21 protein-coding genes are annotated in these 21893 nt (G+C 69.0%); 15 read left to right on the top strand and 6 right to left on the bottom strand.

Features of this window, described 5'->3' with window-relative positions:
* A partial coding sequence (locus BIU90_RS00535) for a hypothetical protein (protein ID WP_217640878.1) occupies positions 1–584 on the top strand: 584 nt, incomplete at its 5' end.
* 78 nt (positions 585–662) lie between these two features.
* Positions 663–1238: a hypothetical protein gene (locus BIU90_RS00530; protein ID WP_071298286.1), complete on the top strand. Its 576-nt coding sequence runs from the start codon at positions 663–665 to the stop codon at positions 1236–1238.
* A 79-nt stretch (positions 1239–1317) separates the two neighbouring features.
* Here BIU90_RS00530 and rmuC read toward each other — a convergent pair whose 3' ends face one another.
* Complete coding sequence (gene rmuC, locus BIU90_RS00525) at positions 1318–2601, bottom strand: DNA recombination protein RmuC (RefSeq protein ID WP_071298285.1); 1284 nt, start codon at positions 2599–2601, stop codon at positions 1318–1320.
* 155 nt (positions 2602–2756) lie between these two features.
* On the opposite strand from rmuC, the gene iolC reads away from it, so the two are divergent.
* From iolC to BIU90_RS00470, 11 genes are all read left to right on the top strand, one after another.
* Positions 2757–3749: a 5-dehydro-2-deoxygluconokinase gene (gene iolC / locus BIU90_RS00520; RefSeq protein ID WP_071298284.1), complete on the top strand. Its 993-nt coding sequence runs from the start codon at positions 2757–2759 to the stop codon at positions 3747–3749.
* A gap of 19 nt (positions 3750–3768) precedes the next feature.
* On the top strand, positions 3769–4764 hold the full coding sequence (locus tag BIU90_RS00515; RefSeq protein WP_083403570.1) for a class I fructose-bisphosphate aldolase: 996 nt from the start codon (positions 3769–3771) through the stop codon (positions 4762–4764).
* Positions 4761–6284 (top strand): CoA-acylating methylmalonate-semialdehyde dehydrogenase, encoded by a 1524-nt coding sequence (locus BIU90_RS00510; protein WP_071298282.1) that lies wholly within the window; start codon positions 4761–4763, stop codon positions 6282–6284. Before BIU90_RS00515 ends, BIU90_RS00510 begins: the two co-directional genes overlap by 4 nt.
* Before the next feature lie 8 nt (positions 6285–6292).
* Positions 6293–7195, top strand: coding sequence for a 5-deoxy-glucuronate isomerase (iolB, locus tag BIU90_RS00505; protein WP_071298281.1), 903 nt, complete (start codon positions 6293–6295; stop codon positions 7193–7195).
* Positions 7196–7230: 35 nt separating this feature from the next.
* Entirely contained in the window at positions 7231–9120 is a 1890-nt protein-coding gene (iolD, locus tag BIU90_RS00500) for a 3D-(3,5/4)-trihydroxycyclohexane-1,2-dione acylhydrolase (decyclizing) (protein ID WP_071298280.1), read from the top strand.
* A 37-nt stretch (positions 9121–9157) separates the two neighbouring features.
* A complete protein-coding gene (locus BIU90_RS00495; RefSeq protein ID WP_071298279.1) occupies positions 9158–10078 on the top strand; it encodes a sugar phosphate isomerase/epimerase in 921 nt (306 codons plus the stop codon).
* Between the two features lie 38 nt (positions 10079–10116).
* Positions 10117–11166 (top strand): Gfo/Idh/MocA family protein, encoded by a 1050-nt coding sequence (locus BIU90_RS00490; protein ID WP_071298278.1) that lies wholly within the window; start codon positions 10117–10119, stop codon positions 11164–11166.
* A 3-nt stretch (positions 11167–11169) separates the two neighbouring features.
* Complete coding sequence (locus BIU90_RS00485; protein ID WP_071298277.1) at positions 11170–12039, top strand: sugar phosphate isomerase/epimerase; 870 nt, start codon at positions 11170–11172, stop codon at positions 12037–12039.
* A complete protein-coding gene (locus BIU90_RS00480; protein WP_254786893.1) occupies positions 12036–13178 on the top strand; it encodes a transaldolase family protein in 1143 nt (380 codons plus the stop codon). Before BIU90_RS00485 ends, BIU90_RS00480 begins: the two co-directional genes overlap by 4 nt.
* 171 nt (positions 13179–13349) lie before the next feature.
* Complete coding sequence (locus BIU90_RS00475; protein WP_071298276.1) at positions 13350–14543, top strand: Gfo/Idh/MocA family protein; 1194 nt, start codon at positions 13350–13352, stop codon at positions 14541–14543.
* 124 nt (positions 14544–14667) lie between these two features.
* The gene (locus tag BIU90_RS00470) at positions 14668–15075 is read left to right on the top strand and encodes a tautomerase family protein (protein WP_071298275.1); all 408 of its coding nucleotides are present in this window, start codon (positions 14668–14670) and stop codon (positions 15073–15075) included.
* Positions 15076–15103: 28 nt separating this feature from the next.
* On the opposite strand, the gene BIU90_RS00465 is transcribed toward BIU90_RS00470, so the two are convergent.
* The 4 genes from BIU90_RS00465 to BIU90_RS00450 form a co-directional block, all read right to left on the bottom strand.
* The gene (locus tag BIU90_RS00465) at positions 15104–15862 is read right to left on the bottom strand and encodes a GntR family transcriptional regulator (RefSeq protein WP_071298274.1); all 759 of its coding nucleotides are present in this window, start codon (positions 15860–15862) and stop codon (positions 15104–15106) included.
* A 154-nt stretch (positions 15863–16016) separates the two neighbouring features.
* Positions 16017–16475 (bottom strand): SRPBCC family protein, encoded by a 459-nt coding sequence (locus BIU90_RS00460; RefSeq protein ID WP_071298273.1) that lies wholly within the window; start codon positions 16473–16475, stop codon positions 16017–16019.
* Between the two features lie 36 nt (positions 16476–16511).
* Positions 16512–17147, bottom strand: coding sequence for an exonuclease domain-containing protein (locus BIU90_RS00455; RefSeq protein ID WP_071298272.1), 636 nt, complete (start codon positions 17145–17147; stop codon positions 16512–16514).
* A 101-nt stretch (positions 17148–17248) separates the two neighbouring features.
* Positions 17249–17710, bottom strand: coding sequence for a hypothetical protein (locus BIU90_RS00450; RefSeq protein WP_071298271.1), 462 nt, complete (start codon positions 17708–17710; stop codon positions 17249–17251).
* A 77-nt stretch (positions 17711–17787) separates the two neighbouring features.
* On the opposite strand from BIU90_RS00450, the gene BIU90_RS00445 reads away from it, so the two are divergent.
* Positions 17788–18324, top strand: a complete 537-nt coding sequence (locus BIU90_RS00445; RefSeq protein ID WP_071298270.1) for a hypothetical protein — start codon at positions 17788–17790, stop codon at positions 18322–18324.
* Positions 18325–18391: 67 nt separating this feature from the next.
* Entirely contained in the window at positions 18392–19465 is a 1074-nt protein-coding gene (gene ychF / locus BIU90_RS00440) for a redox-regulated ATPase YchF (protein ID WP_071298269.1), read from the top strand.
* Positions 19466–20209: 744 nt separating this feature from the next.
* Here ychF and BIU90_RS00435 read toward each other — a convergent pair.
* The gene (locus BIU90_RS00435; protein ID WP_139195033.1) at positions 20210–21553 is read right to left on the bottom strand and encodes a PIN-like domain-containing protein; all 1344 of its coding nucleotides are present in this window, start codon (positions 21551–21553) and stop codon (positions 20210–20212) included.
* Positions 21554–21893: the final 340 nt, after the last annotated feature.

Here is a 21893-nt window from a genome sequence, read left to right as displayed (position 1 = left end):
CTGCACCCATGATCGATGTTGCGATGGTCCGGAAGGCGGTCGACCCGTCTTCGCTGTCTGTCAAGAAGCCTGTGGCGGCCGAACTGCAGAGGATCATGAGGGTCAAGTCGTTCGCCAGTGACCGCGGCGGCGCTGCGTTGATCCGAGCGTCGGCGCTCATCGCCGTGTTCGCGGGACGTGAGCGCAGCAGAACCCTCGCTGAAGCGCTCCGGGTACCGGATCAGGATCTGTCGCATGTTCAGCGGGGATGCCAGCGAGAGGCGTACGCCACCGGCTGCTGTGCCTCCGCTCGTGGTGCGACGCCGCCGACGGTGGAGGATCGGACACTCGGCTGGTCAGTGAAGCAGCCTCTGATGGATGGGCTCGGGCTGCGTCATCACATCGACCGATCTCCCGAAGAACGTCAACTGGACGAGTTCATGCCCGTGTCTGGGCACCTCGATCTGTACGCATCGGACATGACGATCCTGTCGACGATGTGGCTCTTCGGAGGATCCGAGGAATGGCCCGTCCCGCGGATCGAAGACGAGTGGAACCGCAATGCGACCGCCATCCGGAATCTCCCCGGACACCTCCATGACTGATCGCACGCTGCATCCGCAAACAGGAGGCAGAGATCCCGTCCACCGAGTGATTCTCACGCTGCGGAGGCGGCTGCACCCATGATCGATGTTGCGATGCTCCGGAAGGCGGTCGATCCTTCGTCCTTACGCGTTGCACGACCAGTCGTCGCGGAACTGACGAAGATCGCCGCGTTGAAGTCGTTCGGCAACGACCGGGGAGGCGCTGCCTTGCTCAGGGCTTCGGCGCTGGTCGCCGTGTTCGGGGGTCCGGAGCGAAGTGCGTTGCTCGCAGCCTCGCTGCGGGTTCCCGATCCGACGCTGCCGCACACGCAGAGGACTCGGCAACGCGGGGCCTACGCCACCAGCTGTTTCGCCGCTGCGCGCGACGACGTTCCACCGCCTGTGGAGGACCGGGTGTCAGGCTGGAGCGTCAGGCAACCGCTGCTGGACGGACTCGCGCTTCGGCACTACATCGACAGATCCGCTGCAGAGCGGGAGGTGGACGAGTTCATGCCGGTATCGGGTCACCTGGATGGCTCCGTGTCGGACATGGCGATCCTGTCGACGATGTGGCTCTTCGGAGGTTCCGAGCACTGGCCCATCCCGCGCATCGAGGTCGAGTGGGACCGCAACGCCAACGCAATCCGAGGACTCCCGGGGTACCTCGCCGACTGATCGCGCGCGGCGCGAAGGACGGTGGTTCTGCGGTGCTTCCCCCATGATCGTCGCTTCGACAGCGGTCGGCAGCGACGGCTCAGTCCTCGTCGAGCGCCCCGACCAGCTCCGGCGCCGTGAGCAACCGCGGCTCGTCCTCGATCGACGACGGGTCGGTGATCACCTTCGACTCGTCGAGCAGGGACAACCGCCGTGCACTCGGCAGCACCTGCCGTTCGAGCGACCCCACGAACCGGTTGTAGTCGACGACGCTGCCGCGGATCGAGCGCCCGAGCTTGTCGACGTGCCCGGCCATCGTCGACAGCCGGCCGTAGAGCTCCCGCGACACCCGGAACAGCTCGCGCGCCTCGGTCGTGACGACGTCCTGCTGCCACGAGAACGCCACGGTCTTCAGCACGGACCAGAGCGTGACCGGTGACGCCAGGGCCACGCGCTTGCGGAAGGCGTGGTCGAGCAGCCCGGGGTCGGCGGCCAGGGCACTCGCGATGAGGGACTCCGACGGGATGAAGGCGATCGTGAGTTCGGGGGAGGCGTCGTACCCGGACCAGTACTCCCGCGCGGCGAGGGCGTCGACGTGTGCCCGGAGCGCCTTGACGTGCTGCGCGACGAGGGCGTCCCGCCGAGCCCCCTCGGCACCGGTCGCGGTCGCCGGGATCTCGGCGGCCTGCAGGTAGGCGCTGAAGGGCACCTTGGCGTCGACGGCGATGCTCTTGCCGCCGGGCAGGTGCACGATCATGTCAGGTCGTGCGGCGCCGGCCGAGGTCGTCACGGAGGACTGCACGTCGAAGTCGACGCGTTCCAGCAGCCCGGCGGCCTCGACCACGTTGCGGAGCTGCGTCTCGCCCCAGACCCCCCGCGTGCTGTTCGAGGACAGCGCGCTCGCCAGGGTCTCCGCCGTGGCGCGGAGCCGTTCCTCGGACTCGGCGGCGGACCGCAGCTGCGTGGAGATGGCGCCGTACTGCTCGCTGCGGGACCGTTCGAGCTCGGCGATCTTGGCGCGCATGACGTCGAGCGTCTCGGCGACGGGGCTGAGCGCGGTGAGCACCTTCGACTCGCCCTGGGCCCGGACCGACTCGGCGCCGTGCATGCGCTGCACCAGGTGTTCGAGTTCGGCGGACCGGCGTTCGAGCGAGTCCACCTGTCGCCGGTACTGGGCGTCCTGCGCGTCGAGTCGTTCCTCGGCGTCGCGCCGGACCTCGTCAAGGCGCGTGCGCAGCGCCTCGGCGGTCGCTGCAGCGGCTTCGGAGGCGGTCGCCGCGGAGACGGCGCGGGAGCGCGCGAGCGACCAGGCGACCGTGGCGCCCGCCAGGGCGCCGACGAGCAGGCCGATCAGCAGGCCGGTGAGCAGGGCGGTGAAGTCCATGGTCAGACCTTCCCAGGTCCCACCGACAGCAGCGTGGCGAGGCCGTGGCGAGCCTCCAGACCGACCTCAGAAACCATGTAATGACATTAGGCCAATCAGCGTGTACAGTCGTGATCGTCCGCCGATGAAGCCGCACGGAAGGTCCCTCGCGTCGCATGACCAACGAAGCTCCCCACGCCTACGACGTGATCACCATGGGTCGCGTGAGCGTCGATGTCTACCCGCAGCAGACGGGACCGCTCGAGGACGTCACGACGTTCTCGAAGTCCGTCGGCGGCAGTGCCACCAACGTGGCCATCGCAGCCGCTCGGCACGGCGCGGACGCCGCGGTCATCACGCGCACGGGCAACGACCCGTTCGGCCGGTACATCGCGCGGACGCTGCCCGAGTTCGGCGTCGCGAACGCGTTCATCGAGACCGTCGACGGGCTGAACACCCCGGTGGCGTTCTGCGAGATCCTGCCGCCGGACGACTTCCCGCTCTACTTCTACCGGGCGCCCAAGGCCCCGGACCTGATGATCACGACGAAGTCCCTGCCGCTCCACGAGATCGAGCGGGCGCGGGTCTTCTGGACCACCGTCACGGGGCTGAGCGAGGAGCCCAGTCGGAGCGCGCACCACGCGGCATTGAGGGCGCGGAGCGAAGCGGAGCTTGCCCGAGGGATGTATACAGTGTTGGACCTGGACTACCGGGCCATGTTCTGGTCCTCGCCCGAGGCCGCGACGCGCGAGGTCGCCGGCGCGCTCGAGCACGCCACCGTCGCGGTGGGCAACCGCGAGGAGTGCGAGGTCGCGGTGGGGGAGACCGACCCGGTCCGCGCTGCCGACGCCCTGCTCGAACGCGGCGTCGAGGTCGCCATCGTCAAGCAGGGCCCCAAGGGCGTGCTGGCCAAGACCCGGGACGAGTTCGTCGAGCTCCGGCCGCACACGATCGACGTCGTCAACGGCCTGGGGTCGGGCGACGGGTTCGGCGGTGCCCTCACGCACGGTCTGCTCGCCGGTTGGGGCCTTGAACGGACCCTCGCCTTCGCGAACGCGGCCGGTGCGATCGTCGCCACGCGCTTCGAGTGCTCGACCGCGATGCCGACGAGTGACGAGATCGAGCAGTTCCTGCAGGAGAACCCGACGGAGGAGGCAGTCCGTGCCTGAGTCCACCAGCACCAGCACCATCGCCGGCACCGCGATCAGCAGCGGCGCCTTCCAGCGGCTGCGCGACGTCCGCGCCGGCTCGCCCCACGTCGTCGCCGAGACCCTCGCTGCGCGCGTCCGGCGTCCCCTGCTCGGCGACGACGGCAAGCTCTTCATCGTCGCCGCCGACCACCCGGCCCGCGGTGCGCTGGCAGTCCGTGACGACGCGTCCGCGATGGCCGACCGGTACGACCTGCTCGAACGGCTCGTCGTCGCCCTCGGTCGGCCGGGCGTCGACGGGGTGCTCGGCACGCCGGACATCCTCGAGGACCTCGCGCTCCTGGGCGCACTGGACGGCAAGGTCGTCGTCGGGTCGATGAACCGCGGCGGGCTCCGCGGCGCCACGTTCGAGATGGACGACCGGTACACCGCGTACTCGGCCGCCGCGATCAAGCAGGCCGGGCTCGACTTCGCCAAGCTGCTCGTCCGCGTGAACCTGTCCGACGCCGGCACCGCGCCGACCCTCGAAGCGACGGCACGCGCCGTCTCCGAAGCCGCGGCGCACCGGCTGCCGATCATGCTCGAGCCGTTCATGTCCGACTGGCGCGACGGCAAGGTCGTCAACGACCTGACCGCCGACGCGGTCATCACGTCGATGGCGATCGCTGCCGGGCTCGGGGAGTCCAGCGCCTACAGCTGGCTGAAGATCCCCGTGGTCGAGGACATGGAGCGCGTGATGGCGGCCACGACGCTGCCCACCCTGCTGCTCGGCGGGGACCCCTCGTCGCGGCCGCTGGAGACGTACGCCCGCTGGGCGAACGCCCTGGCCCTGCCCGGCGTCCGTGGCCTGGTCGTCGGACGCACCCTGCTGTACCCGCCGGACGGGGACGTCGCGTCCGCCGTGGACGTCGCGGCCGGGCTCGTCCACAGCCAGGAGGCCCGGCGCGGGTTCTCCACATCTGCTCACGACGGCGGTGCGGAGCGCGATGCGTCCGCCACGATGAACACGCCCGTCCCGGAAGGAAGCAACGCATGACCATCACCGACCAGACCACCACGACCGTCGGCCACTGGATCAACGGCAAGCACGTCGCATCCTCCTCCGGCGCAGCGCCCGCCAGGGTCGCTCCCGTGTACGACCCCGCCCTCGGTGTCGCCACGAAGCAGGTCGCGCTGGCCGACGAGGCCGAGGTCCAGGCGGCGATCGCGAGCGCGAAGGCGGCGTTCCCGGCCTGGGCTGACCTGTCCCTCGCCAAGCGGCAGCAGATCCTCTTCGCCTTCCGCGAGGTCCTGAACCGCGACAAGGCCGAGCTCGCCGAGATCATCACGAGCGAGCACGGCAAGGTCATCGACGACGCCCTGGGCGAGATCGCCCGCGGGCAAGAAGTCGTCGAGCTGGCGACGAGCATCCCGAGCCTGATGAAGGGCGAGTTCAGCGACCAGGTGTCGACCGGCATCGACGTCTACTCGATCCGGCAGCCGCTCGGCGTCGTGGGGATCATCAGTCCCTTCAACTTCCCGGCGATGGTGCCGCTGTGGTTCCTGCCGATCGCGATCGCGGCCGGCAACACCGTCGTGCTCAAGCCGAGCGAGAAGGACCCGAGCGCCGCCATCTGGCTGGCGCAGAAGTTCCAGGAAGCCGGGCTGCCCGACGGCGTCTTCAACGTGCTGAACGGTGACAAGCTCTCCGTCGACGGGCTGCTCACGAGCCCCGACGTCGAGTCGATCTCGTTCGTGGGGTCCACGCCCATCGCGCAGTACGTGTACGAGACCGGGACGGCGCACGGCAAGCGCGTGCAGGCCCTCGGCGGCGCGAAGAACCACATGCTCGTGCTGCCCGACGCCGACCTCGACCTGGTCGCCGACAACGCGATCAACGCCGGGTTCGGCTCCGCGGGTGAGCGCTGCATGGCGATCTCGGTCGTCGTCGCCGTCGAGCCGGTCGCCGACGAACTGATCGCGAAGATCAAGGACCGCGCGGCGACGCTGCGCATCGGTGACGGACGTCGTGGCTGTGACATGGGCCCGCTCGTCACGAAGCAGCACCGCGACAAGGTCGCCTCGTACATCGAGGTCGCCGAGCAGGACGGTGCGACCGTGGTGGTGGACGGCCGCACGGTGCAGCCCGACGGCGACGAGAACGGCTTCTGGCTCGGCCCGACGCTCATCGACAAGGTGCCGACCACCAGCCGCGTCTACACCGAGGAGATCTTCGGCCCGGTGCTGTCGGTCGTGCGGGTCGCGTCCTACGAGGAAGGCCTCGAGCTGATCAACTCCGGCGCGTACGGCAACGGCACCGCGATCTTCACGAACGACGGCGGCGCAGCCCGACGCTTCCAGCGCGACGTGCAGGTCGGCATGATCGGCATCAACGTGCCGATCCCGGTCCCGGTCGCGTACTACTCGTTCGGCGGCTGGAAGAACTCGCTGTTCGGTGACCACAAGGCGTACGGTGCCGACGGCGTGAGCTTCTTCACCCGGCAGAAGGCCATCACGTCCCGCTGGTTGGACCCGTCGCACGGCGGCATCAACCTCGGCTTCCCGTCGAACGGCTGAGCACACCGATGACGAACGACAGCTGGTTCATCCCTCGGGGCAGTCGCTCCGAGGACGGCTGGACCGACGTGGTCGACGGCCGCATCGCGGGCTGGGCGCACACCGGTCTGCGGACGGCGACGCTCGAAGACGGGCGTGAACTGCGCCTCCAGGCCGCCGCGGTGGAGCGCATCGTCGTACCGCTCGCGGGGAGCTTCGACGTGACCTACGCCGGTGCCGCCGGTGACGGGTCGCAACGACTCGAGGGGCGTGCCAGCGTCTTCGACGGCCCGACGGACGTGCTCTACCTGGGGTCCGGCTCGTCCGCCACGATCACCGGGACGGGCCGGTTCGCCGTCGCCGAGGTCCCGACCGACCAGGTCGCCGCGAGCACGTACATCCCGCGCCAGGCCGTCCCGGTCGAGCTCCGCGGCGCCGGCCAGTCGAGTCGTCAGGTGCACAACTTCGGCACCCCGGCAGCGCTCGACGCGGTGAAGGCGATCGTCTGCGAGGTGATCACCCCCGCAGGCAACTGGTCCTCGTACCCGCCGCACAAGCACGACACCACCGTGCCCGGGCAGGAGTCGGACCTCGAGGAGATCTACTACTACGAGTCCGACGTGGCACGTGGTGTGGACGCCCCCGACGCCGCCGAGCCCTTCGCCCTGCACCGCACCTACGCCTCGGACGACCGGCCGATCGACGAGTTCCGTCAGGTCCGCACCGGCGACATCGCCCTGGTGCCGTACGGCTGGCACGGTCCCGCTGTGGCCGCACCGGGCTACGACATGTACTACCTCAACGTGATGGCCGGGCCCGACCCGGAACGCGTCTGGAACATCACCGACGACCCGGCGCACGGCTGGGTCCGCAGCGTGTGGGCGAGCGAGCAGCTCGACCCGCGTCTGCCGTACGAGAGGGAGAACGCGTGAGCACCGCGCAGCGCCAGTCCGGAACGACACGCCGGATGACCGTCGGCCAGGCCCTGGTCGAGTTCCTGGCCAACCAGTGGACCGTCGACGGCGACGTCCGCGAGCGCACCATCCCGGGGATCTTCGGCATCTTCGGCCACGGCAACGTCGCCGGCGTCGGGCAGGCGATCAAGCAGCTGCACGTCGAGCAGCCCGGGTTGCTGCCGTACCACCAGGCCCGCAACGAGCAGGCGATGGTGCACGAGGCCGTCGGTTTCGCCCGGATGCACCGTCGCCGTGCCACCTTCGCCGCGACGGCGTCGGTCGGCCCGGGCGCCGCGAACATGCTGACCGCCGCTGCCCTGGCGACGACGAACCGGCTGCCGGCGCTGCTGCTGCCGTCGGACACGTTCGCCACGCGCACCACGGACCCGGTGCTGCAGCAGATCGAGTTGCCGCACGACACCTCGTTGCAGGTGACCGACGCGTTCCGCCCGCTGTCACGCTACTTCGACCGCGTGGAGCGCCCCGAGCAGCTCTTCTCGATCGCCCTGGCCGCCATGCGGGTCCTGACCGATCCGGCCGAGACCGGTGCGGTCACGATCGCCCTGCCCGAGGACGTCCAGGCCGAGCAGCTCGACGTCCCCGTCGCGTTCCTGCAGCCGCGCGAGTGGCACATCCGGCGCCCGCTGCCCGAGCGCAGACCGCTCGAGCGTGCCGTGGCCGCGATCCGCAGTGCTGCCCGTCCGGTCATCGTCGCCGGCGGCGGGGTCCTGTACGCGGACGCCGCTGCCGAGCTGCGCGCCTTCGTCGAGGCCACCGGCATCCCGGTCGGCACCTCGCAGGCCGGCGGCGGTGCGCTCGCCTGGGACCACCCGCAGTACCTCGGCGGCATCGGCGCCACCGGCACGGCGGCCGCCAACGCGATTGCTGCCCAGGCCGACGTGGTGATCGGGATCGGGACGCGCTACAGCGACTTCACGACCGCGTCGCGCACCGCGTTCCAGAACCCCGACGTCACGTTCGTCAACGTCAACGTGGCCGCGTTCGACGCGTACAAGCACGGCTCGCAGCTGCCGGTGGTCGCGGACGCCCGGGAGGCCCTGGTCGCCCTGTCCGCGTCGCTGACGTCCGACGCGGCGTTCGTCGTGGACGCCGAGTACGCCGCCGAGATCGCGGCACGGAAGTCCGCATGGGACACGGCCGTCGACGCCGCGTTCGCGCCGTCCGGCAACGCCCTGCCCGGCCAGCCCGAGATCATCGGCGCGGTGCAGTCCGTCTCCGATCCCCGCGACGTCGTCGTCCAGGCAGCCGGATCGCTGCCCGGCGACCTGCACAAGCTGTGGCGGGTGCGTGACGAGCTCGGGTACCACGTCGAGTACGCCTTCTCGTGCATGGGCTACGAGATCGCCGGCGGGATCGGGGTCCGTCGCGGTGCCCCCGACCGGGACACCATCGTCATGGTCGGCGACGGCTCCTACCTGATGCTGCACACCGAACTCGTCACCGCGGTGGCCGAAGGCATCAAGATCATCGTCGTGCTCATCCAGAACCACGGGTACGCCTCGATCGGGCACCTGTCCGAGACCGTCGGGTCCGAGCGCTACGGCACGCGGTACCGCTACCTGGACGAGACCCAGTCGTTCGAGGACGGCGCCCCGCTGCCGGTCGACCTCGCCGCGAACGCCCGGTCCTACGGCGTCGACGTGATCGAGGTCCAGCCGGGTCCGGATGCGATCGAGGACCTCAAGGCCGCGGTGCGCCAGGCCAAGGCGAACGACCACACCACGCTCGTGCACATCAACTCCGACCCGCTCGTGTACGGCCCCGAGGGCGACGGGTGGTGGGACGTCCCGGTCGCACAGACCTCGACCCTCCCGAGCACCCAGCAGGCCCGCGCTGCGTACGAGCGGCAGGTCGCGGCACAGCGCCCCCTGCTCGGCTAGCCACCCCGACCACCACCGCAGAGAGACCCACGTCGACATGACCGAAACCCCCGCCGCCTCCATCCGCATCGGCACCGCCCCCGACTCGTGGGGCGTCTGGTTCCCGGACGACCCGAAGCAGGTGCCGTGGCAGCGCTTCCTCGACGAGGCGAGCGCCGCCGGGTACGAGTGGATCGAGCTCGGCCCCTACGGCTACCTGCCGACGGACCCGTCGCAGCTGTCCGACGAGCTCGAGTCGCGCGGACTCAAGCTGTCGGCCGGCACCGTGTTCACCGGGTTCCACAAGGGTGACGACCAGTTCCAGCGCGCCTGGGACCAGGCCGTGGCCGTCGCCGGACTCGCCGCGGCGCTGGGCGCCGAGCACCTCGTGACCATCCCGGACCTGTGGCGCTCCGACGCCACCGAAGAGGTGCTCGAGTCCCGCACGCTGACGGACGACCAGTGGAAGCGCCTGGGTGCGGGCCACGACCAACTCGGCAAGGCGCTGCTGGAGGAGTTCGGGGTGCACCAGCAGTTCCACACGCACGCCGACAGCCACGTCGGCACGTACAAGGAGACCGTGCGCTTCCTGTCGGTGACGGATCCGCAGTACACGAACCTCTGCCTGGACACCGGGCACTTCGCCTACTACGGCGGCGACAACCTCAAGCTCATCGCCGAGCACCCCGAACGCATCGGCTACCTGCACCTGAAGCAGGTGGACACCGACCTGCTGTTCGACGTGCTGAAGAACGACGTGCCGTTCGCCACCGCGGTGTCGCAGGGGATCATGACCGAGCCGCCGAACGGCACGCCCGCGCTCGCGCCGATCATCGAGGCCGTCGCCGCGATCAACCCGGCGATCTTCGGCATCGTCGAGCAGGACATGTACGGCTGCTCCGTCGACGCCCCCGGTCCCATCGCCGAGCGCACGTTCCAGCACATCTTCGGCTCGACCTCGGCCGCCCGCGCGTCCTGACGGCTGAGCGACCCACCACACCACTGCAGGAGAACAGCATGAGCACCACTGACAACCTCCGCGTCGCCGTCGTCGGCGCGGGCGCCATGGGCAGCGACCACATCCGCCGGATCACCTCGACGATCGCCGGTGCCGACGTCGTCGCGATCGTCGACCCCGACACCGCCCGTGCGACCGCGGCGGCCGAGAAGGCGCCCGGTGCGATCACCGCCGCCTCGTTCGAGGAAGCGCTCGACGCCACCGCGATCGACGCCGTCATCGTCGCGACGCCCGGGTTCCTGCACGAGCCCGTCCTGGTGCCGGCGATCGAGCGCGGACTCGCGGTGCTGTGCGAGAAGCCGCTGACGACGAGCGCCGAGGACTCCCTGCGGATCGTGGAGCTCGAGCAGGCGTCGTCGGACCGCCCGAAGATCCAGGTCGGCTTCATGCGCCGCTTCGACAAGGGGTACCAGGAACTCCGAGCCCTGCGCGAGTCCGGGTCGAACGGCGCCCTGCTCGCCCTGCACCACGCGCACCGGAACCCGACCACCCCGCCGAACTTCAGCGAGTCGATGCTGATCCACGACTCGGTGATCCACGAGATCGACATCATCCCGTTCATCACCGGTGAGCCGATCACGAGCGTCGAGGTCAAGAAGCCCCGCAGGAACTCCCTGGCGCCGGCCGACCTGCCCGAGCCGCAGTTCGTGCTGTTCACCACCGAGTCCGGCACCATGGCGATCGTCGAGATCAACGTGAACGCCCAGTTCGGTTACCAGGTCACCACCGACGCCGTGTTCGAGTCGGGTGTGGCCTACATCGGCCGCGAGACCTCGCTCAACCTGGTGTCGCACGGCGTCTCCGGGCAAGGGGTCACGCCGTCGTTCGTCGAGCGCTTCGGTGCCGCCTACGACGAAGAGGTCCAGCGCTGGGTCGACGCCGCCAAGCAGGGCGGCATCGACGGGCCGAGCGCCTGGGACGGCTACACCGCGTCCGTCGTCGCCGAGGTCGCGGTCCGTGCGCAGCAGTCCGGTGCGCTCGAGACCGTCACCTACGCCACGGCGAAGCCGGCGTTCTACGAGACCACCGCCGCGCTGCAGGGGGCGTAGTCCGTGCCGAAGATCGCCCTCGACCCGACGCCGTTCCACCACGACCTGTCGCTGCTGGAGTTCCCGCAGAAGGTCGCCGACCTCGGCTACGAGTACCTCCAGCTGACCCCGCACAGGGACTTCATCCCGTTCTTCCGACACCCCAAGGCCGACGACGACCTGGTCGACGCGTTCGCTGCGGCCTGCTCGGACGCCGGAGTCCAGGTGGCGAGCGTGCTGCCGGTGCTGCGCTGGTCCGGCCCTGACCGCGATGCGCGAGAAGCAGCCGTCGCGAAGTGGAAGCGCGTCATCGAGATCACGAAGCGGCTCGGCGTGGACACCATCAACACCGAGTTCTCCGGCCGGCCTGAGCGCCCCGAGGAGTCCGAGGACGCGTTCTACCGCTCGATGGAGGAACTGCTGCCGATCATCGAGGCCGCCGACCTGCGCGTGCTCATCGACCCGCATCCGGACGACTTCGTCGAGGACGGGCTCGAGGCACTCCGGGTCATCCGGGGGCTGAACTCCAAGCACGTCGGCTTCGTGTACGTCGCCTGCCACACCTTCCACTACGGCGGCAACATGGACGAGGTCATCGACGCCGCGGGCGACTCGCTCCAGTTGGTCCACGTCGCCGACGCCTACGACCACCACCGGTCGCACGGGCTGCGCTACATCACGAACCCGCCGGGCAACCCCGTCCGCGTCCACCAGCACCTGCCGGTCGGCCAGGGCGACGTCGACTTCGACGCGTTCTGGGCCGCGCTCGACCGGGTCGGGTTCTCCTCCCGACCGGACACCGTCGCCGTGTCCAGCGTCTTCGCCGAGGACGAGCACGCCGACGAGGTCTCGCGCTTCCAGCTCGACACGATCACGAAGGGACTGCACCGATGACGACTGCACCGATCACGACTGCACCGACGAGCGCCACGCTCGAGACGTCGACCGAACGCGTGGTCGACACCCGCCCTGTCACCCTGCAGGCAGCAGAGCAGACCGTCACCGCGCTGTGGAACGACTCCGCCGATCCGCGAGAGCTGTCGACCGCGATCCACGAGTACGGCGCGGTGGGAGCGACGTGCAACCCCGTCATCGCGTACACCTGCATCAAGCAGGACCCGGGGACCTGGGTGCCGCGCATCCGGGCGATCGCCGAGGAACACCCGACCGCGGGGGAGTCCTGGATCGGGTGGAAGGCCGTCGAGGAGCTCTCGATCGCCGCCGCCGCACAGTTGTTGCCCGCGTTCGAGGCCTCGGGTGGTCGGAACGGTCGGCTCAGCATGCAGACCGACCCCCGCCTCCACCGCGACGCCGACGCGCTCGTCGAGCAGGCGGTGCGCTTCTCGGGCCTCGCCCCGAACATCATCGTGAAGATCCCCGCGACGAAGACCGGCATCGCGGCCATCGAGGAAGCCGCCTACCGCGGGGTGTCGATCAACGCGACGGTCTCCTTCACGGTGGCGCAGGTCGTCGCCGTGGGGGCGGCGATCGAACGCGCGCTGGACCGTCGTGCGGCGGAAGGGCTGCCCGAGCAGGAGTTCGGCCACGTCGTCACGCTGATGGCCGGGCGCCTGGACGACTGGCTGAAGACCGTCGTCAAGCGCGACCACGTCCTGATCGACCCCGGGTACCTGGAGTGGGCGGGCGTCGCTGCCGTCAAGCATGCGTACCGGGTCTTCCAGGAGCGCGGCTACCGCGCACGGGTCCTCGTCGCTGCGTTCCGGAACGCGTTGCAGTGGTCGGAGTTCCAGGGCGGGGACCTCGTGGTGTCGCCGCCGTTCCAGTGGTCGAAGGACATCAACGACAACGCGTTCCCGTTCCGTCCGGACGCCATCGACGACGCGGTCCCCGCGCACGTACTCGACGCGCTGCGGGCTGCCACGCCGGAGTTCGCGCGCGGGTACGACGTGGACGGCATGACCATCGACGAGTTCGAGCGGTTCGGTGCGACGGTGACGACCCTGCGGCAGTTCCTGGACGCCGATGCGCAGCTCGACGCCCTGGTCCGGGACATCATCGTCCCCGTCGCGTAGCCCGCCCGGTACCCGGCCGCCGCCCGGTCTGGTCCAGCTAAGCGACAGTGCTCGCGCGACATCCGCGCGAGCACTGTCGCTTTTCCGACGCAGTTCATGTGCTGACAAACTCGGGCACGCAGGCTAGAATCGTTGTCGCGCTCCAACGCGCCACTGAACGAAGGAGTTCTCATGGACACGATCGGCGTCGGCCTGGTCTCGGTCGGGTGGATGGGCCGACTGCACTCGCGGGCCTACCGGGCGATCCCGGACCACTTCCCAGAACTCGACGTCCGCCCCCGGCTCGTCGTGGCCGCGGACCCGATCCCCGAGGCCCGCGCCCAGGCCGTCGAGCGGCTGGGCTACGAACGCGCCGTCGCCGACTGGCACGAGGTGCTCGCCGACCCCGACGTCGACGTCGTGTCGATCTGCTCGCCGAACTTCCTGCACCGCGAGATGGCCGTCGCCGCAGCGGCCGCGGGCAAGCCCTTCTGGATCGAGAAGCCGATGGGCCGGTACGCCAGTGACTCCCGTGCGATCCACGAGGCCGTCCAGCAGGCCGGCATCGTCACGAGCGTCGGCTTCAACTACCGCCACGCGCCGGCGATCGAACGCGCGCGCGAGCTGGTCCGCAGCGGACGCCTCGGACGCATCACGAACGTGCGGGGATCGCTGCTCGCCGACTACTCGTCCGACCCGGACGCTCCGCTGACCTGGCGCTTCGAGCGGGACCGCGCCGGCTCCGGCGTCCTCGGCGACCTGCTGTCGCACGGCCTCGACCTGGCGCAGTACGTCGTCGGACGGATCGCGAGCGTGACCGCGCTCGCCGAGACCTTCGTCACCGAGCGCCCGCTCCCCAGTGCTGGCATCGTCGACCGGTCGGCCGCGGCGACCGGCGAGCACAAGCCGGTCGAGAACGAGGACTACGCGGCACTGCTCTTCCGCTTCGGGGACGGCGCCGTCGGCACGATGGACTCCAGCCGCGTGATGCACGGCCCGCACGCCGAGTACACGTTCGAGGTCTACGGCACCCGGGGCTCGGTGCGCTGGGACTTCCAGCGGCTCAACGAACTCGAGGTCGCCCTCGACGGGCAGGAGCTCGCCGGGTACGCCACCCACTACGTCGCACCGGGGGACGGCGACTTCGCGCGCTTCCAGCCCGGTGCCGGCACGGCCATGGGCTACGACGACCTGAAGACGATCGAAGCGGCGCAGTTCATCGCCAGTGTGCGACGGGGCGAGCAGCTCGCACCGTCGGTCGCCGATGGCCTGGCTGCTGCGTCCATCGTCGAGGCGGCCGAGGCCTCGCTCGCCGACGGGGCGTGGCACGAGGTCGCACGGGTCGACGGGCCGCTCACCTACCCGGAAGCGACACCAGTGCTCTAGGGGTGCCCACGGGCAGAAGGACGGGAGGCGCGGTGCCAGCTGGCACCGCGCCTCCCGTCCGTTGTCGGGGCGCACTGCCTCGTGGTACTTTGTCCTAACAAAGTCCCGAACCGCAGGAGGCACCATGCCGCTCGTCCGCATCGACCTGAACACCGGACGCACCCCCGAGGCGGTGCGCGCCATCGCTGACGCGATCCACACGGCCATCGTCCAGGTCTACGGGATCCCTGAGCGCGACCGGTTCCAGGTCATCACCGAGCACCCGGCGCAGCAGATCATCGCGCAGGACGCCGGGCTCGGGTTCGAGCGCACCGACGGCGTCGTCATGATCCAGGTCTTCACCCAGCGCGGACGGAGCGACGAGGCGAAGCAGGCGCTGTACGCCGCGGTCCACGACGCGCTCGCCGCGGTCGGCGTCGCATCCGAGGACGTCTTCATCGGCTACGTCGAGAACGGCCCGCAGGACTGGTCGTTCGGGTTCGGCCGCGCGCAGTACGTCACCGGCGAGCTCGCCACACCCTCGGCGAGCTGAGCCCCGCGTTCGCCTGGGTCGCGCTGGCCTACTTGTCGACGAGGGTGACCTCGAACGAGTACCGGTCGGGTCGGTAGCAGTGCACGCCGTACTCGACCGCCCGGCCCGAGGCGTCGTACGCGGTGCGGCTCATCGTCAGCACCGGGTCGCCGTCCTCGATCTCGAGCAGGTCGGCCTCGTCGCCGGTCACCGCACGGGCGCCGATCCGCTGCTTGGCCACCCGCATCGTCACGCCCCGGCCCCGCAGCAGCTGGTAGAGCCCGTGCGCCTGCAGGTCCTCGTCGGTGATCTCGAGGAACTCCGGCGGTAGGTAGTTCTCGAGGATGGCCATCGGCACGTCCTCGGCGAACCGCACTCGCCGGATGTGCGCGACGACCGTGCCGGGCTCGACGCCGAGGGCCTCGGCGACGGCCTTCGGTGCGGGGACGTCGTCGCGCGTCAGGAGCTTCGTCGCCGGCTGCTGGGCGCCCTGGGCCAGGTCGTCGTACAGGCTCGTCAGCTCGACCTTGCGGGTGACCGGCCCGTGCACGACCTGGGTGCCGATGCCGCGACGACGGACCAGCAGCCCCTTGTCGACCAGGTCCTGGATCGCCCGGCGGATCGTCGGGCGGGACAGGCCGAGCCGTTCACCGAGCGCGATCTCGTTCTCGAGCCGTGCACCCGGGGGCATCGCTCCGGAGCGGATGGACTCCTCGATGCGTGACGCGACCTGGAAGTAGAGCGGCATCGGACCCGACCGGTCCAGGTCCAGGAACAGGTCGGACGGCAGCTGGCCTTCGTTGGGCATCGCGGTCCTTCGGGGAGTGCGGTCGTGCGGCACCGGTGCCACGCGTGGATTGTCGTGACAATACCATCGGGCCGGAGCGGGCCAGGCCATCAGGCCGGAGCGGGTCCGCGTCGCGCCGCGGTCAGCGCCGGAGCGGGTCCGCGTCGCGCCGCCGTCAGCGCCGGGCGGCAGTGTCGAGCTGCGCGAGGCCTTTCTCGAAGTCCTTGCCGATGAGGTCGTCGAGCCGCAGGACCTTGCCCATCACCCGGGACATGAACGTCTGCGGTGTCGTCATCGTCCACACCACGCGCGTCCCACCCGACACCGCGTGCAGCCGGAAGGCCGCCTCGCTCGTCGACCGGAACGGCGCCGTGAAGCGCAGGTCGACGTCGACGACCGTCGGCTCCGACCGGGTCAGGACCATGCTGCCGGCGCCCGCCTTGCGGTTGCCCTTCCACGTGTACGAGGACCCGACGACGCCCGGGACACCCTCGTACGAGCGCTGGAGGTCGCGATCGGTACCCTCCCACGGCGACCAGTCGACCCAGCGGTGGAAGTCCGCCAGCAGGGGCGTGATCTGCTCCGGGCGGGCGGCGATGACCCGCTCTCGCTCGATGATGGTGGGCAGTGCCATGCGATGAGGCTAGTGCCCCGCGGGAGATGCGACCGGTCAGTCCGCGAAGATCATCGGGCGGTTCGACAGGCGCGGCTGGTTCACCGGGCGGGGCTTCTCGGCCCGCATCCGCACCGGGTCGATCGTGACGCGGACTGCTGCGCCCAGCGCCTCGACCGTGTCGGCGTCGTGCCGGCCCGCGGCGTGCACGACGATGGCGGCGCAGGCCTCGGCGTCGGCAGCGGCGTCGTGGTGCTGGAAGCCCTGGTACCCGGCAGCCATCGCGGCGACGGGCAGCCGGTAGGAGTCGAGCGTGTACGTCCTGCGGGCCACCTGCAGCGAGCACATCGAGTGGTGCTCGGACAGGGTGGTCCCCGTCGCGGAGCAGCCCCCCGCGATCACGCCCATGTCGAAACGGGCGTTGTGCGCGACCAGGACGTCACCCGCGGTGAAGGCCACGATGTCGGCGTACTGCTCCGCCCAGCCCTTCGCCCCGATGACGTCCGACGCGACGATGCCGTGGATGCGGGTGTTCCACTCGAGGAAGGTGTCGTGCCCCTCCGGCGGGCGGATGAACCACGACGCCCGTTCGACGACCCGGCCCGCGCGGACCTTGACGAGGCCGACCGAGCAGGCGCTTGCGGGCGAGCTGTTGGCGGTCTCGAAGTCGATCGCGGTGAAGTCCAGTGACACGGTCCGATCGTCGCACGGGGTTCCGACATCCCCCGAACCGACGACGGCGTTGCGCGGTCAGCGCCCCGCCCGGAAACCGTCCGTCAGCGAGGAACGGCCCGTCAGCGCCGCCGGGTCCGCCGCGCGCCACGGCGTCGACGCGCGGTCGTGCGCCAGGTCGCCGCCCGCCGGGTCCGCTCCGCCGCCCACCACGGGTCCAGCAACGTGCCGACGAGCTCGAACGCCACCGCTGCCGCATCCAGACGCCAGCGCATCGGCAAGGACTTCACGTGCTCGGCGAACCCCGACGCGAACTCGGAGGTCACCGGCGGGAAGGCCGTCTCCGGCGGCGGGGTCGCAGCGCGCCAGCGGTCCTCGTCCTCGTGGTCGATCGCCGCGTCGTCGGGGTCGTACTCCACCAGGACGTCCGCCTCGAGCTCGGCCAGCGCGTCGTGCAGCGCCTCGAGCTCCCGCGGCGGCAGTGCCTGCAGCGCGGTGACCGTCTCGGGCGCGAAGTGGCGCCGTTGTTCCCGTGCGTCGAGTCCCACCGAGTGGACCCCCAGCCCGTCGCGTTCGAACCACATGGTGCAACCTTCCGTCCGTTCGTCCCCACGACCAGGCTGGCACGACGAGGGTGGCTGCGGCTGGGTAGCCTCGCCGGATGGAGAACGACGCACCCCCGCTCGTGCTGGTGCTCGCCGGCGCCGGGTACGGCCAGCAGGCGCCGCTGCTGTGGTGGACACGCTCGATCGCGCAGGCCGCCGGGTGCGAGGTCGTCGCACCCGCCTGGGTGGTCGACGACGCCGCCGGCGCAGACCCGGTCCCGTTCGTCGAGGCCGCCGTGCACGCCGCACTCGGCGACCGCCTGCCCGACCTCGTCGTCGCGAAGTCGTTCGGCTGCGCCGCCCTGCCCTGGGCGCTGCGACACGGCGTGCCCGGCATCTGGTTGACCCCGGTCCTGACCGACGGCGCCGTGGCGGCCGCGCTCGCCGCGGCCACCGACGCGCACGTCGCGATCGGTGGGTCCGACGACCCCGTCTGGCGGCCGGAGCGTGTCTCGGGGACGGCTGCGCGCCTCCAGACCGTCGACCGCGTCGGCCACACGCTCGAGGTGCCAGGGGACTGGCGCGCGTCCCAGCGCGTGCAGGCGGACGTGCTCGCGCACGTCGAGCAGCGGGTACGCGCGTCGGTCCGCTGACTCCAGTTGTCCACAGCCTGGAGGCCCGGGTCGGCTCCGGCAGGCGGCCCCGGTAGGCTGTCCTCCCGTGGCTCTCACCATCGGAATCGTCGGTCTCCCGAACGTCGGCAAGTCGACCCTGTTCAACGCCCTCACCAAGAACCAGGTCCTGGCGGCGAACTACCCGTTCGCCACCATCGAACCGAACGTCGGCGTGGTGAACCTGCCCGATGCGCGCCTCGACCGCCTGGCCGAGCTGTTCCACTCCGAGAAGACCGTGCCCGCGCCGGTGTCGTTCGTCGACATCGCCGGCATCGTCAAGGGTGCGAGCGAGGGTGAGGGGCTCGGCAACAAGTTCCTCGCGAACATCCGCGAAGCCGACGCCATCGCGCAGGTCGTCCGCGGGTTCACCGATGACGACGTCGTGCACGTGGCGAACAAGGTCTCGCCGAAGGACGACCTCGAGGTCATCAACACCGAGCTGATCCTCGCCGACATGGAGACCATCGACAAGGCGCTCCCGCGGTACGAGAAGATGCTCAAGCTCAAGCAGGCCGAGCCCATCGTGCTCGACACCGCGCGCGAGGCCCGTGCCGCACTCGAGCAGGGCACGCTGCTCTCCGCCACCTCCATCGACCTCGAGCCGATCAAGGAACTCGGGCTGCTCAGCGCCAAGCCCTTCATCTTCGTCTTCAACGTCGACGAGGCGATCCTGACCGACGCCGACCGCAAGGCCGAGCTCGCCGCCCTCGTCGCTCCCGCGCAGGCCGTGTTCCTCGACGCCCAGGTCGAGTCCGAGCTGATCGACCTCGACCCCGCCGACGCCGCCGAACTGCTCGAGTCGACCGGTCAGACCGAGTCCGGGCTCGACCAGCTCGCCCGCATCGGGTTCGACACCCTCGGGCTGCAGACGTACCTGACCGCCGGGCCCAAGGAGTCTCGGGCGTGGACGATCGGCAAGGGGTGGAAGGCGCCCCAGGCTGCCGGGGTCATCCACACCGACTTCGAGAAGGGCTTCATCAAGGCCGAGGTCATCTCGTTCGAGGACCTGGTCGAGACGGGCTCCATCGCCGAGGCCCGGTCCGCGGGCAAGGCGCGCATCGAGGGCAAGGACTACGTCATGCAGGACGGCGACGTGGTGGAGTTCCGCTTCAACAACTAGATCGTTGATCTGGTGCGCATCGAGCCGCGAAATCTGACACAGATTTGACTGCAAATATGGCTGCAAACGAAGATCCCAAGCAGGTATTTGCACCCACTTGCCCTCCTCGTGGCGGATGAGGAGGTCAGCTCCGCTGCCCTCCAGGGGGGAGAAGCAAAGCGCCGAGCTGCGCTCGTCGAATCGCAGCTCCGTTGCGAGCTGCAGCCTGCCGTGGGCAGTCTGTGGGAAGCGGTGCTTCCCAGCGAAGGCCGCAAGCGCTCTTCGCTATCCCGCTGGAAGGATGTTGGCACCCTTCCAACCCGCCCTCGGGCCGTTGCCACTCCGAGACCCCGCCGAAGGCTGCACCAGCAGACTTCGCTCCTCTCCACTGCGAACCCGCCCAGTGGTCTACGGAGATGCGCACACGCCTTCACTTCGGGCTCCGCTCGTTCCCAACTGCGGAGGGCAGTTCCATGTCCACAGCACATGGAGTGCTGGAAACTGTCTCCAAGGAGCCAACACCTTCACTCAATGCCCCTACTCGACTCCAGACGATGAGCCGAACTAACAGGAAATCTGAGCTTCAAGCACGGAAGCGGGAGCGGCGGCAGCGGCGATGGTCCGCGGTGATTTTTCTTCTTTTTGCTCGCGGACCGTAGGAGAGCAGTTCTGAGCCTAGGGTCAACAGCCGTTGTCACCGATGAGCCAGGGGTCAGCAGGAGAACAACTCTCCTAGGTTCCTAACTGCGCCGATGCACTCGACAATCAGCTCTCGAGTTCGTCCAGAGCAAGCGACACATCATGCAGCTCTTCATCGATTGCCCGCACTCGCCGCTCCCAGACGGCCGCCATCCGTTCCTCTCGCGGTTCACGCTCTCGGATACCGCGCTCCAGGGCTTCTCTCCGCTTAGCCAGGTGGGCGAGTCGAGTCTCTACTGCTGCGCGCTCCTCGTAGGTAGCTGTGACGCGGTGCATGTGCTGCTCGTCCCGGTAGGTAGGCTCAAGTTCGTCCACCTCGTTGACTAGCCTGCGTCCTTGCGCTTCCAAAACCTGTCGTTGTGTCTCAAGGAACCGTTGCTCCTCAGTCAGAACCGCAAGCTCCGTATGCATGTCTGCGCGCTGCCGCGAGGTCGAGCCATCGGAGCGATGCCGTTCGATGTTGCGCAGCTGACCCTCTCGGAGCTGGACAAGCTGTTCTCGGCGCTCGTGAAGGACACGCCGCGCGCGCTCATTGCCGCTCGATACCTCTTGCACCTCGTCCAGTGAGTTGTCGCTAACCGCGATCTGAGTTCGTTCCTTCGCATGCTTGAGGAACTGGAGGGGTTCATACAGATGAATGCGCCGCTCGGCTGCCGCCCAGTACTCATCGATGAGTTCGGGCCGCGCCCCTTGCGTTTGGCCTCGTTCGATGAGCCACCAATCTTCCTTCGCGTCGTCAGTAACGAAAATGACTGGTTTCTTCATGGCCTCGCCGAGCCGCAAGATCTCCTTCCATATGACAAGATCGCCGTACTCGTTACCGTTCGTCTTATTTGCATCTTTGTAGCCCGGCGGGACTTTGTGCTCGTAGCGCTGCTTGCCATCTTCCTCAATGGCGTCCAGTTCCTCGCGGCTGAAGCCCTGCCCAACCCGCTGGTCGTAGAGGTCGCTAATGCGGAAGAAGGTTCTTTCTGGATCGCCGTCTCCAGCAATCCACTCCGCGTGCTGTTCCGCTTGGGCGTCAACCTTGGCGGAGAATCGCTCGAAAAGCTTATCCAGCTGCTTCGTCAACTCGTTACGGTTCAGCGACGGATGATGCTTGTACTCGTTTAGCTTGCCAGTAACGGCATTTCGCGCTGTGCCAACGGACGCCTTGACCTTCGAGAAGGCATCGGCGGTGTTGCTGATCACTTCAAGCCTGCGACGCTGAAACTCTAGGCCGACCTGGTGAGGAATCCAGAGCGAGTCCTGGAGGCTTTCGAGCACGCTCAAGAACTCATCGCGAGTGCTCGGCGTGTAACGGAAGAAGTTCAGCAGGGTGTTGGTGTCCAGCACGATGATGCCCTCCGTCCAGAGAGCATCAAGTTCCTGGCCGGCTGGCGCGTAGTACGCCCTGAACACATCTCGCATGGTCATCCCTCCACCGCTGAGCGTTACTCATCCTAGCGGCTCGGCAGTACCACTCTCGATAGTTAGTCTCGGAGGTGGTGAACGATGAATGACACGCCACTACTCGGAGAACGGGTCGGGTTCCATGTGGACATCGGTTGGCCGCGCCCTAACCCGTGCTGGGGCGACTGTAGCTACTGCGCTCAGGGCCAGTACCGCTTCAAGGATGAGCAGACAGCTCAGCGACTTCTCGACCTTCTACGGTTCTGGCGTAACTGCGCCGACAGTATCGATATACCTCCTCGACTGAGGAGGTCATGATGCCCTTTCACCACCTGTTCAAGAAACAGTCTTCATCTGT

Origin of the sequence: Curtobacterium sp. MCBA15_001 (assembly GCF_001864835.1) — a bacterium.
Classification (GTDB): domain Bacteria; phylum Actinomycetota; class Actinomycetes; order Actinomycetales; family Microbacteriaceae; genus Curtobacterium.
This window is presented reverse-complemented; position numbering and strand designations above follow the sequence as displayed.

Excerpts from the sequence above, each read along its gene's own strand:
- BIU90_RS00530 (WP_071298286.1), top strand. The coding sequence starts at position 663 with ATGATCGATGTTGCGATGCTCCGGAAGGCGGTCGATCCTTCGTCCTTA.
- rmuC (WP_071298285.1), bottom strand. The coding sequence starts at position 2,601 with ATGGACTTCACCGCCCTGCTCACCGGCCTGCTGATCGGCCTGCTCGTC.
- iolC (WP_071298284.1), top strand. The coding sequence starts at position 2,757 with ATGACCAACGAAGCTCCCCACGCCTACGACGTGATCACCATGGGTCGC.
- BIU90_RS00510 (WP_071298282.1), top strand. The coding sequence starts at position 4,761 with ATGACCATCACCGACCAGACCACCACGACCGTCGGCCACTGGATCAAC.
- iolB (WP_071298281.1), top strand. The coding sequence starts at position 6,293 with ATGACGAACGACAGCTGGTTCATCCCTCGGGGCAGTCGCTCCGAGGAC.
- iolD (WP_071298280.1), top strand. The coding sequence starts at position 7,231 with ATGACCGTCGGCCAGGCCCTGGTCGAGTTCCTGGCCAACCAGTGGACC.
- BIU90_RS00495 (WP_071298279.1), top strand. The coding sequence starts at position 9,158 with ATGACCGAAACCCCCGCCGCCTCCATCCGCATCGGCACCGCCCCCGAC.
- BIU90_RS00490 (WP_071298278.1), top strand. The coding sequence starts at position 10,117 with ATGAGCACCACTGACAACCTCCGCGTCGCCGTCGTCGGCGCGGGCGCC.
- BIU90_RS00480 (WP_254786893.1), top strand. The coding sequence starts at position 12,036 with ATGACGACTGCACCGATCACGACTGCACCGACGAGCGCCACGCTCGAG.
- BIU90_RS00475 (WP_071298276.1), top strand. The coding sequence starts at position 13,350 with ATGGACACGATCGGCGTCGGCCTGGTCTCGGTCGGGTGGATGGGCCGA.
- BIU90_RS00470 (WP_071298275.1), top strand. The coding sequence starts at position 14,668 with ATGCCGCTCGTCCGCATCGACCTGAACACCGGACGCACCCCCGAGGCG.
- BIU90_RS00465 (WP_071298274.1), bottom strand. The coding sequence starts at position 15,862 with ATGCCCAACGAAGGCCAGCTGCCGTCCGACCTGTTCCTGGACCTGGAC.
- BIU90_RS00460 (WP_071298273.1), bottom strand. The coding sequence starts at position 16,475 with ATGGCACTGCCCACCATCATCGAGCGAGAGCGGGTCATCGCCGCCCGC.
- BIU90_RS00450 (WP_071298271.1), bottom strand. The coding sequence starts at position 17,710 with ATGTGGTTCGAACGCGACGGGCTGGGGGTCCACTCGGTGGGACTCGAC.
- BIU90_RS00445 (WP_071298270.1), top strand. The coding sequence starts at position 17,788 with ATGGAGAACGACGCACCCCCGCTCGTGCTGGTGCTCGCCGGCGCCGGG.
- BIU90_RS00435 (WP_139195033.1), bottom strand. The coding sequence starts at position 21,553 with ATGCGAGATGTGTTCAGGGCGTACTACGCGCCAGCCGGCCAGGAACTT.